Genomic DNA, 10,347 nt, shown 5'->3' with positions numbered 1-10,347 from the left:
CTGCAAACTCCGCCCCCGCCCACCCTCAGTTCCAGATTCCCGCAGCACCGGCCGGAAACCGATCCCATTCGGCGACCGAAACGTCGCGAACTACCAGGCAGAGGTTGTCTGATGCGGTACTAGCAGCGGCTAGTAACGGCGCCCGTTGCGCAGAAGGTCTTTGTCTTCCAGCACATCCACCAACCGAACCCGCTGCTCGGGTTCCAAAGCCGAGTCCGGGAACGCCAGCCCCTTCGAGGGCGCGGCAGCCAGCTTCAGATGCCAGATACCGAACCGCCGATAGGCTCGCCGCCACTGGTTCCACGGCAGCTTCGCGATCTTCCCGGACACCGCGTAGGTCACGCCCTCGGCGTCGAAGGCGACCGTCACGGCCGCCGGCCGCAGCCGTCCGCTGACCCGTAGCCGGTGATAGCGACCGGCGAGGAGCGCGGAGACGAGCAGGACGGAGACCGTGGGCAGGATGACGGTCGCGTCGCGGAACGCTTCGGTGAGGCCGGCCGCGACGACGATGCCGATCCAGACGACGGTGGCCAGCGCGTCGCCGAGTTCGGTCACGACCGCGAATCTGGCGTTGCTGAAGAAGGCGACTACCACCGCCTCGTCTGCATCCGCCACGCCGTCCGGCACCCCGCCAAGATCCCCCACTTCCCCAGCATGCACTATCTGCTCGGGGACGCGAAAGGGATTGTCTTCGTTGCCGTGGATCGGGAGGGGCCCCGCCGAAACGGGGCCGCTCCCGGTCTGTGGTGCGTGCTCAGCAGCGCTGATTCGCCGAGGGCTGCCGCCTACTGCGCTGTGCCTACCGCTGTGCCGCTGCGCCTGCCGTCGTGCCGCTGTGCCTACCGCTGCACCGCCCGCGTCCGCGTCCGCAGCCCGAACCACACCAGCACGGCGACCACGAGCACGACCACCCCGTCGGTCCCCATGCCCAGCTGGATCCCGCTGGTGAGCGCGTCCTTGGCGGTGTGCCCGGCGGACTTCAGGCTGTCGCTTCGCGCCGAGGCCACGGCGCTGAGCAACGGGATCCCCAGCGTCAGCCCGACCTGCTGCGAGGTGGTGACCAGCCCGGTGGCCAGCCCCTGCTCGGTGTCCTCGAGCCCCGAGGTCGCGGTGACCCCGTAGGCGACGATCGCGGCCAGGTGCCCGAACGCGGCCACGGCCCCGATCGTCACCAGCAGGATCGTCCCGTTCCCGGGCGTGATCAGCGCCAGCGGCACGATCAGCGCGCCCTGGAACAGCAGCCCGCCGGCCAGCGTCGCCCGCGCGCCGAAGCGCCCGATCAGCCGCGGCGCGACCATGCCGCCGAAGGCCGCCGCGATCCCCATCACCGCGAAGACCAGGCCGGTCAGCGTCGGCGACATCCCGTTCACCTGCTGGAGGAACAGCGTGCCCAGGAACACGACCGCGCTCATGCAGGCGAAGGTCACCAGGCCGCCGAGGTTGCCGATCGCGACGTTGCGCCGCCGCAGGATCCGCAGCGAGACCAACGGCTCGGCGGCCCGCGACTCGATGACGCCGAACGCCACGAGCAGCGCCACCCCGGCGACCATGCCGACCACGACATCGGGACGCCCGAAGCCGACCTGGGCGGCGGTGGACAGCGCGTAGATCAGGGCCAGCAGCGCGGTGGTGACCGTGGCGGCGCCGGGGATGTCGAGCTTGGAAGCGTGCGGGTTGCGGCTCTCGGTGAGCAGCCGCGGCGCCCCGAACAGAACGATGGCCCCCATCACCGTGTTCAGCACCATCGTGGACCGCCACGACAGCGCCTGCGTCAGCACGCCGCCGAGCACCATCCCCGCGGTGAAGCCGACGGTCATCAGCGTGCCGTTGATCCCCAGCGCCCGCTCCCGCTGCGGCCCCTCGGGGAACGACGTGGTCAGCAGCGCCATCCCGGTCGGCACGATCATCGCCGCGCCGATCCCCTGCAACGCCCGCCCGGCCAGCAGCACCGCCGGGACCCAGGCCACGGTCGCGATCAGACTGGCCCCGGTGAACAACACGGTGCCGGTGATGAACACCTTCTTGCGTCCGGCCAGGTCGCCGATGCGTCCGGACAACAGCAGCAGGCCACCGGAGGGCAGCGCGAAAGCGGTCGCGATCCACTGCAGATTCGCGTCGGTGATGTGCAGGTCCTTGCCGATGCTGGGGACCGCGATGTTCAGGATGGAGAAGTCGACGGCGACCATGAAGTTCGCCGCGCAGAGCAGGAAAAGGACAAGCTTGGCCCGGGTGGTCAGGCCAGAGGTCGGGTTCAGGTTTTCGATGTTCGCGGTGGCTGCCGCGCCGCCGGAGCCGGCGAAGGCCTCCGGCTCGGACCGGTCGAGGACATCTGTCATGCCATCCAGGATTCGGCTCGGCGAGCGCGTGTGGGTAGCGCCTGTTTATGCTGGTGGTCCTTACACCAGGCTAAGGAGCGGCTGAGGGCTGCCCGCGGTGTGGGGGACGGCTCCCGGACCACCGGGCGGCAGCGCCGCGGGGGAACGGAGCTCAGCGTGCTTGAGGGGAGAAAGCTGTGTCGATGACGGCTCCGGTCCGGGTGGACCCCGACACCGTCCGACGTGCGAACCTGCGTGAGTTCCTGGTGGCCCGCCGCGCCCGGATCACGCCCGAGGAAATGGGCCTGGCCCCGGGCGTCCGGCGCCGCACCCCGGGCCTGCGCCGCGAGGAGGTCGCCGTGCTGGCCGGCGTCGGCACCTCCTGGTACCAGTGGCTGGAGCAGGGCCGGGACATCACGGTGTCCTCGCAGGTACTGGACGCCATCGGCCGGGTCCTCAAACTGGACGAGCCGGAACTGCGCCACCTGTACGCGCTGGCCGGCCTGAACCCGCCGCCGGTCGGCCGGATCTGCCCGCACGACGCCGCCGGCCCGGTCTCCGACGCCCTGGTGCACCTGGTCGACACCTGGCTGCCCAACCCCGGCATGATCATCGACCGCTACTGGAACCTGATGGTCGCCAACCGCGCCGCGAAGCTGGCCCTGCACACCACCGAGGCCGGCTGGAACTGCCTGCACCAGTACTTCCTGGACGAGATGTACCGCGAATCGCTGGAGAACTGGACGGAACTCGCCCCGCGCGTGGTGGCGACGTACCGCTCGGAGATGACCGCCTGCCCCGGCGACGACGGCTTCCACCAGGTGGTCGAGTCACTGCTGCGACAGAGCACCGAGTTCGCCGAGCTGTGGGCGCGCCAGGGCGTGGCGCACAGCGGAGTGAACATGAAGTCGATGACCTCGCGGCTGGGTCCCCTGCACTTCGAGTCGGTGACGCTGGCCGTCCCGGACCGCGCGGACCTGCGGATCGTGCTGCACAATCCGCAGGCCGGATCGGACACGCGGGCGAAGATGGAGCGGCTGCTGGCCGAGGACGAGCGGCGGAACGGGTTGCGGTTGGTGGCGGGGTAATCAGGGTTCGTAGGGTTCGTAGGGGTCGTAGGCGTTGTTGTAGGGTTCGGCGGCGCCGTTGGCTTCGGGGCCGGCGGCGTTGGCGTTGGCGTTGGCGTTGGCGTTGGCGTTGGCTTCGGGGTTCGGGGCGGGCTCGGGGGCGGTGGCCGCTGCTTGGCCGGACTTGTCGAGGTCGAACAGCGGCTCGGCGGGATCAGGGAGCTGATGGAAGGCACGCTGGACGGAGTCCGCTTCCTCGGACTGGCCGACTGATCGCAGGAACTTGGCGAAGTTGATGACGAAGAACGTCCGGACACTCGGATCGGCCGGGATGCCGAGGTGGTCGGCGAACTCGTCGACGTAGTCGTTCGTGGTTCGGGGCGCGCTGATCGGGGCGGGTTCGAGGTCGGGGGCGTCGTAGTCGTCGTAGTTCGCGTAGTTTTCGTGGCTCTCGGCGGCGGCGTAGCCGTTCTGGGCCGCGTAGCCGTTCTGGGCCGCGTACTGCGGCGCGACCCAACGTCGGAACACCGGCGAGACGTCGGAGTCGTTGGCCGCCGCGGACAGCTCGGCCAGCGGCCCGATCAGGCCCACGGCGCGTTCGATGGAGTCCTCCTTGCGCGACAACGCCCAGACCACGGCACTGCCCGCCGACTTGAGGACGTCATCGCCGAGGTAGGCACGACGCTGCTTCTCGTATTCGCGCTCCTTCGCCCACACTTCCTCTTCCTTGCGGATCTCGGCGAGGCGGCGCATGCGCTCCCTGTCGTCGTCCGACAGCGTGAGGGTCACGTCCCCGGCCCACGCCTCGATCAGGCCGGCGGCGTCCGGGAGCTTCGCCCCGAGCGCCCCGGCCAGTTCCACCTCCGCCAACGCGACCTCGCCGGGATCGCGCGCCGCCAACAGGTCGAAGGCCCGCCGCACGATCACGGCACGCGCGACGGCCGCCGGATCGCTGTGCGCGACCTGCGGCACGTTGGCACTCTCGCGCCAGCGCACGGTCGCCGAGAAGCGGAAGTCGTAGCCGTCGACCGCACTGGGGACGGGCATCCGGGGCAGGTCGCAGGTGTGCTCGATGCTGGGCAGCATCAGGGGGATCGAGGCGCCGGCCGCCGGATCGTCCCCATTCGCGTAGGAGCCGTCGACGTACGTGTAGGTCCCGAGACCAGAGTCAGCCATGCGGGTCCGCACAGTCGGCTGGCTCCCCAACGCGACCGCGATGAAGACGAGCGGAATGCCGAGGAACACCGGCCAAAACGCCCACCCGGAACTCGCGGCCACCGCCGCCAACGCTCCGGCCAACCCGGTCGTGACGATCCCGCCCACGATCTTGGTATCGGTGCTCATCAGTCAGTCCTTTCCATGGCGACGAAGGAGATGCCCTGTGCGGCGTTGATGCGATTCAGCAACTCGTCAACGGTCTTCCACGCCCCACCACGCGCCGCGGCCCATTCCACGGCGGCGGAAAGCAGGAGGCTGCGGGTGGCCAGGTCGTCCGGAGCCTCGGCGAGGATGGTGAGCAGGACGTCGCGACGGCCGACGTCGGCAACCGTGGCGAGCCACTGGTCGAGCCGAGGCTGCCAGCTTTCGGGCTGCTTATGGAGCGTGGCGCGCCAGGCGAGGACGAGATGGGCATGGACGCCGGACTCGGCGGCCAGCGGACGCGCGCGGTTGCCGGAGTCGGTGAGGGCGAACGGGTCTATGACGCGGACGAAGATGTGGGGGTCGCGCGCGTTCGGGTACTCGGCCATACGCGAGAGCAGTCGGCGGATGAGGCGGCTGAAGCGGTCCTGGACGAAGAGCCCAGCCAGTGCGGCGCAGGCCGAATCGCCGATCGGCTTGGGCTTCCTGGCCAGATGATGAAGGCGGACGAGAGCTTGCTCGGGGTACGTCTCGGCGATCACCTCGACGCAAGCCTGAACCAACACTTCACCCAGACCGGCCGACGGTAGATCCCTCGCCCACTCCCACATCAGGCGACGGAAGGCCCGGCCGTGTTCTGGGTCCTCCAGGCCCTTTGTCAGCAGGGCGAAGGCCAGCTCGCTCGCCAGTTCCTTCTCCGCGCCACCGAGGTGGGCGATGAGGGTCTTGAGCGGATCCACTTGACCGGTCCTGAGATGCTGCTCGCCGAAGCGCTCGACGACCAGCCTGGCATCATCCGCCGCGAGCACCCGGTCTGCCTTGATCAGGCCTTCGATCCACTTCGCCAGCACAGCGCGCAGCGCCGGATAGCCATCCCAGAGGTAGGTGCGAATCGCAGCATCCAGAGGCTTCTGGAACTGAAGCCGACGTTGCTTATCGATGCCTGCGCCGAAGCTCGCCAACTGCTCCTGCAGGTCCGCCTGGTCCAAGGGATGGTCCGGGTTCTTCGGATATTTCAAAGTGTCCAGCAGCGCTCTGGCGGCATGCCACGCACTGTCGGCAGACCCCCCGGCGAACAATGACGCTGAGAGAAGCAGCGCACGCTGTTGCCCCACCTTGAGCTCTTTGAGGAGCGCCGCTACATCATCACTACCGGCACGCAGTGCTTCCAGCGCGGCGCTTGTCCAGTAGTGATAGTCGCGCATGGGATTGGCCGTGCGTGCATCGACCACCAGCTGCATCAGGTGGTCGAGGTCGCGCATGGGCGCGTGACGGAAGTGGTCTCGGACCCCTGTCTCATCGAGGTCGGCTTCGAACTCGATGCCGATGCTTTTCAAGTGGCGCCGGTAGGCCTTGCCCGGATCGGGCCGAGACAACCGCCGAACGTACTTCTGCCAGTCAGGCTCGGGCTCACAGTCGCCCGGAAGGATCAGCACAGATCGTGCCCGCGCGACGAGCACTCGGTTGAAGAACGGTTGGACCTCGTGAGCAACCAGGTTGAAGGTCTCGCTGCTCATGGTCGAGAGATCGATGAGAAAGCGGTCGCCTGGCTCGGGCTTGAGCTTGTCGAGTCTGTCGGCATCATCGGTGCCCACCGGCGGCGCGTAGAACAGACCAGGGCTGTATTCGCTTTTGCGCAGCAAGGCGAGTGCTGCGAATCGGCGGCCCGAACCGGGATTCCCTTTCAAGACGAGAATCTTGAGCTCTTCCATGGCCTCCCGGACATCTCCGAATCCGTCCGGCTCATAGAAGCGGGCGCCCAGGCCCTCGAAAATGCTCTCCGACCACGCGCCCGCACCGCGACGCGTCACCGCCTGCTCCATTATCTGGAACAGGTTCAGCTGGTCCCCGCTCCCGGTGTGGACCGCGCCGCGGAGTCGGTGGAACTCCGTGCTCACTTCTCGTCGTCCGGGTCGTCGTCGGCGGCCGGCTTGGGGTTGAACTGGGAGCCGCTGCCGGTGTGGACGGGGCCGTTGGAGTGGCCGATGAAGGTGCCGCCGCCGGTGTTGACGGCGCCGCCGTAGTTGGTGACGTCGCCGTGGGTGTCGCCGGACATGTGGATGCCGCCGTGGGTGTCGCCGGCGGTGTTGGCGATGCGGCCGGACTGGTTGCCGGTGGTGATGCCGCCGCTTTGGCTGGTGTTGGTGGTGCCCGTGCTCGGGGCCGCCGGCGGTTCGGGCTGGGGCTTGGACCGCGTGGCGTCCACGAGGCCCGTGACGACTTCCTGGACCGCGGCGGCTATCTGCGGCAGCTGGGCCTCGGCTTCGCGGTGGTCGAAGCGGCGGTAGTTGAAGTTCACCAGGTCCTTGATGTCCGGCGGGAGGTCGGCGGGGAGGCGGTCGGTGGTGCGGCCGACCAGGATCGGGATCACGGTGGTCCCGGCCTGGAGTGCGGCGGCTATCTCGCGGCGGACCCAGTCGTTCTCGTCGTCGACGAGGCGGCGGCCCCGGGCGTCGTGCTTGAGCCAGTCCGGGCCGATGACGGCGAGCAGGACCCGGGCCTTGCGGGCTTCGCGGATCAGCTCCTGGTCGAAGCGCTCGCCGTGGTTCAGGGAGCTCGAGGCGTAGAAGACCTTGTCCCGGCCGAAGCGGCGGACCAGGTCGGCTTGGATCGCGAACGCCGCGTCGTGGGCGTCGTTGGTGCGGTAGTTGACGAAGATCTCGTGCATGGTCGCAGGCCCCTTCCATGGGCGCGTAAAGGTGGTGCCGCAACGGATCGGTGCGGCGCCGGGCTAGAGCGAGGCGGTCAGACGCGGGCTGAGGGCCCGTACCGCGGGGTCGGCGCTGTGCCGGTTGAGGGTGCGGGACAGGCGGCGCAGATCGGTCCGGATGGTCGCGGAGTCGGCGGCGTCGGCCTGGTCCAGGAGCGCGGCGGTGATCGCGGTCGCCTGCGGGACGTCGCCGAGCGCCGCGTGGGCCAGGGCGAGGCGGGCTCCGTAGCGGGCGCGGTTGCGGGCCGCGTCGGGCGACAGGGCGGCCGTCGCGGGGGCGAGGACGTCGGCGGCCTGTTCCCAGCGGGCGAGGTCGAACAGGCACCAGCCGGTGGTGATGGCGAGCGGGTCGCTCATGGTGGTCGGGCCGAGGGTGAAGGCCTTGTTCACGGCGCTGTTGGGCGGTTGCGAGGCAGATGAGACAGAGCTCCGCGACGCTGCCGGCTTCGAGGCCGGTGCGGCTGCCGGCATCGCCGAGACGCCGAGTTCGCGGGCGCGATCGAGGGCACGGAGGCACGCGGCGTGGTCGCCTTGGAGCGCGTAGCCCTGCGCCGCGCGGCGGGCGGCCTGTTCGCGGATCGCGGGCGACCAGCGGGAGTGCTCAGCGTCGCGGACGGCGGCGACGGTGGCCGCGCCGTCGCCCTGATACATCGCCACGAGCCCGCGGCGGATGCCGGTGTAGGCGACGAGTGTCGTGTCGCCCGCGGCGTCGGCGAGGCGCGCGGCGAGTTCGGTCCACCACAAGGCGCCGGAGTCGCTGCCGGCTTCCTGTGCCATCCAGCCGGTGAACTCGGCGTAGCGGGAGGTGAGGCGGAGCAGGCGGTTGCGGGTGGCGGCCGACGCGCGGGCGGCGAGGCTGCGCAGCGTCTCGGTCTGGGCCACGAGGGTCGGCAGGACCAGCGCCGGGCTCGCGGTCTGGCCCAGGGTGCGCATCTGGCCGAAGAGGGTCTCGAAGGCGCGGGTGGCGTGTTCGTCGCGGGCGGCGGCGGAGCGTGGGGCGAGGCCGGCGTCCAGGCCGACGGCGATCAGGGCGCCGGCTCCGGCGGCCAGGACGTCGCGGCGGGGGACGGCGGCGAACCAGTAGGCGTCGCCGTCGAAGCCGGCGGTCCAGGGTTGATGGAGGTCGGGGCCGGCATTCCCCACATCCGCTGCCCGGCCGGCGTTCCCGGCGCGTTCGGCGCGTTCGGCTTCGAGTGCCTCGTGCGCCGAGGGCTGGTCCTCGGCCAGCGCGGCCAGCGCGCCGTCCGCCTTCAGGTACGTGTCGCAACGGCGCGCCAGCTCTGGGCGGGCCGGCATACGACCGGTCTCGATCTTGCTCAGATAGCCCTTGCTGTAGCGCAGATAGGCCGCCAACGTGCCCAGCGACAGTCCGGCGGCGACGCGGCGGGCCCGCAATTCGGCGCCGAAGCGTGACTGCTCCCCCATCCGACCCCTCCCCTCGATATAAGACCTCTTATTCTCTTACCGGCGTGGGGCAGACCGGACAAGGGGGACGGATCCGGTTTCCTGTTTCCTAACGGGGCGGGCCGACCTACCCTGAAAAACGCGCGGAAGTCCAGTGCGAGGGGTAGGGCATGTCAGATATCGAACGAACCGATCTGAACCGGCTGCGGGACATCATCCGGAGTGCGCAGCAGGAGGGCCAGCAGTACCCGGTCGATCCGAAGGCGCGGATCTCGGTCGGGTCCGAGGGCGAGATCTATACCGGGCCGGCGCCGACCGGACAGCCGTTGAGCAAGGTGCAGCACGGCACCTTCGCGGCGCGGGTGCGGGGCCGGGAGGTCGAGGACCTGCGGTGGGCGGCGCAGCACATGCCGCACAACACGCGGTTCATCGACCACCGGGACGCGCGCGGGTGGTGCTACACGTTCCTGTCGCAGATGGGACGGTCGTACACGATGTTCGCGTACTTCGACGGGATCAGCTACCAGGTGAAGCTGGTCGAGCCCCGGTTGGAGGGGCTGGTCGGGGTGCACACCGGGCACCTTTTCGCCAACGGGAAGTTGTGCCTGAGCCAGGCCGGGGGCTCCGGGCAGCCGACTTTGGAGGAGGCGTATTCGAAGTCGGTGTTGTGGGCGACCGGGATGGATGTGGTGCTGGCCGGGCATCCGTTCCCGTTCTCGGTGAACAACGAATTCGAATATGGGCTCTGATTCAGTGGGAGCGGAGCCGATGCTGACGCCGGTGCGGGTCGCGGACTTCGTGCTGGACGCGATCGCCGCCCGGATCGGGGCGGTCGAGCCGGAGCAGGGCGGGGCGCTGTTGGGGCTGCCGGGGCTGGACTACGTCACCGAGTTCATCCACGACGCCGGCGCCGCCACCACCGGCACGCGGTATCAGAACACGGACGCGCTGATCGGCGCCATCGGGGCGCGGGAGGCGGCGACCGCGGCGCGGTTCAAGGGGATCGTGCACTCCCACCCGCGCGCGATGCCCGTCCCCTCGGGCCAGGACCAGTCCGAGTACGCGGAGTCGCTGCGCCTGAACCCGCGGCTGGCGCGCTACCTGGCACCGATCGTCACGCACGACGTGGACACCCCGCTGGCCGGGCACGAGGTACGGCTCGGGCCGGCGCGGATCTCGTTCTACGGCGCCTCGCGCGCGCCCGGCGGCATGACACTGACACCGCTGCGGCCGGTGGTGGTGCCGGTGACGCGCATGCTGCGCCGGGCCGGAGTGCGGCCGGCGGGCGACCCGGCGGCGATCGAGGTGGAGGGCGCGACGCTGCTCGCCACGCACGCGGAACTCCCCGGCATCGGACCCGCCACGCTGCTGTTCGGCGCGGACTTCCCGGCGACGGCACCGATCGTGCTGCCGGAGCGCGGCGGGCCGCTGGCCCTGGAGTGGGACCTCGGCACGCCGGCGGTGGAACGGCTGGCGGGAGCGGTGCTGGCGC

General features: G+C 69.9%; 9 protein-coding genes. 3 read left to right on the top strand and 6 right to left on the bottom strand.

The genetic code is table 11. From position 1 onward, the window contains the following. Nucleotides 1–129 precede the first annotated feature (129 nt). Together KGQ19_RS44710 and KGQ19_RS44705 are read right to left on the bottom strand one after the other, a co-directional pair. Nucleotides 130–645 carry a hypothetical protein gene (locus KGQ19_RS44710; protein ID WP_212021038.1) on the bottom strand — a complete coding sequence of 172 codons (516 nt, stop codon included), beginning with the start codon at nt 643–645 and terminating at the stop codon, nt 130–132. A 194-nt stretch (nt 646–839) separates the two neighbouring features. Then, entirely contained in the window at nt 840–2,336 is a 1,497-nt protein-coding gene (locus tag KGQ19_RS44705) for an MFS transporter (RefSeq protein ID WP_212021036.1), read from the bottom strand. A gap of 182 nt (nt 2,337–2,518) precedes the next feature. Between KGQ19_RS44705 and KGQ19_RS44700 the strand changes: the two genes are divergently transcribed. Further along, on the top strand, nt 2,519–3,403 hold the full coding sequence (locus KGQ19_RS44700) for a helix-turn-helix transcriptional regulator (RefSeq protein ID WP_212021035.1): 885 nt from the start codon (nt 2,519–2,521) through the stop codon (nt 3,401–3,403). Here KGQ19_RS44700 and KGQ19_RS44695 read toward each other — a convergent pair whose 3' ends face one another. The 4 genes from KGQ19_RS44695 to KGQ19_RS44680 all read right to left on the bottom strand — a co-directional run bounded on the left by KGQ19_RS44695 (nt 3,404) and on the right by KGQ19_RS44680 (nt 8,876). Then, complete coding sequence (locus KGQ19_RS44695; protein ID WP_212021033.1) at nt 3,404–4,726, bottom strand: hypothetical protein; 1,323 nt, start codon at nt 4,724–4,726, stop codon at nt 3,404–3,406. It lies immediately after the preceding gene. Then, nucleotides 4,726–6,639, bottom strand: coding sequence for a hypothetical protein (locus KGQ19_RS44690; RefSeq protein WP_212021031.1), 1,914 nt, complete (start codon nt 6,637–6,639; stop codon nt 4,726–4,728). The genes KGQ19_RS44695 and KGQ19_RS44690 overlap by 1 nt, the downstream gene beginning before the upstream one ends. Next, nucleotides 6,636–7,409 carry a toll/interleukin-1 receptor domain-containing protein gene (locus tag KGQ19_RS44685; RefSeq protein WP_212021029.1) on the bottom strand — a complete coding sequence of 258 codons (774 nt, stop codon included), beginning with the start codon at nt 7,407–7,409 and terminating at the stop codon, nt 6,636–6,638. Before KGQ19_RS44685 ends, KGQ19_RS44690 begins: the two co-directional genes overlap by 4 nt. A gap of 63 nt (nt 7,410–7,472) precedes the next feature. After that, entirely contained in the window at nt 7,473–8,876 is a 1,404-nt protein-coding gene (locus KGQ19_RS44680; protein ID WP_212021027.1) for a helix-turn-helix domain-containing protein, read from the bottom strand. 149 nt (nt 8,877–9,025) lie between these two features. On the opposite strand from KGQ19_RS44680, the gene KGQ19_RS44675 reads away from it, so the two are divergent. Together KGQ19_RS44675 and KGQ19_RS44670 are read left to right on the top strand one after the other, a co-directional pair. Then, nucleotides 9,026–9,604 (top strand): hypothetical protein, encoded by a 579-nt coding sequence (locus tag KGQ19_RS44675; protein WP_212021025.1) that lies wholly within the window; start codon nt 9,026–9,028, stop codon nt 9,602–9,604. After that, the coding region (locus KGQ19_RS44670; protein WP_212021024.1) for a Mov34/MPN/PAD-1 family protein at nt 9,594–10,347 on the top strand (754 nt) is incomplete at its 3' end. The genes KGQ19_RS44675 and KGQ19_RS44670, both read left to right, overlap by 11 nt.

It is taken from the genome of Catenulispora pinistramenti (genome assembly GCF_018274385.1).
GTDB lineage: Bacteria > Actinomycetota > Actinomycetes > Streptomycetales > Catenulisporaceae > Catenulispora > Catenulispora pinistramenti.
This window is presented reverse-complemented; position numbering and strand designations above follow the sequence as displayed.

Bases quoted from the DNA above. Each gene is read 5' to 3' on its own strand.
- KGQ19_RS44695 (WP_212021033.1), bottom strand. From the start codon at position 4,726: ATGAGCACCGATACCAAGATCGTGGGCGGGATCGTCACGACCGGGTTG.
- KGQ19_RS44685 (WP_212021029.1), bottom strand. From the start codon at position 7,409: ATGCACGAGATCTTCGTCAACTACCGCACCAACGACGCCCACGACGCG.
- KGQ19_RS44705 (WP_212021036.1), bottom strand. From the start codon at position 2,336: ATGACAGATGTCCTCGACCGGTCCGAGCCGGAGGCCTTCGCCGGCTCC.
- KGQ19_RS44680 (WP_212021027.1), bottom strand. From the start codon at position 8,876: ATGGGGGAGCAGTCACGCTTCGGCGCCGAATTGCGGGCCCGCCGCGTC.
- KGQ19_RS44675 (WP_212021025.1), top strand. From the start codon at position 9,026: ATGTCAGATATCGAACGAACCGATCTGAACCGGCTGCGGGACATCATC.
- KGQ19_RS44700 (WP_212021035.1), top strand. From the start codon at position 2,519: ATGACGGCTCCGGTCCGGGTGGACCCCGACACCGTCCGACGTGCGAAC.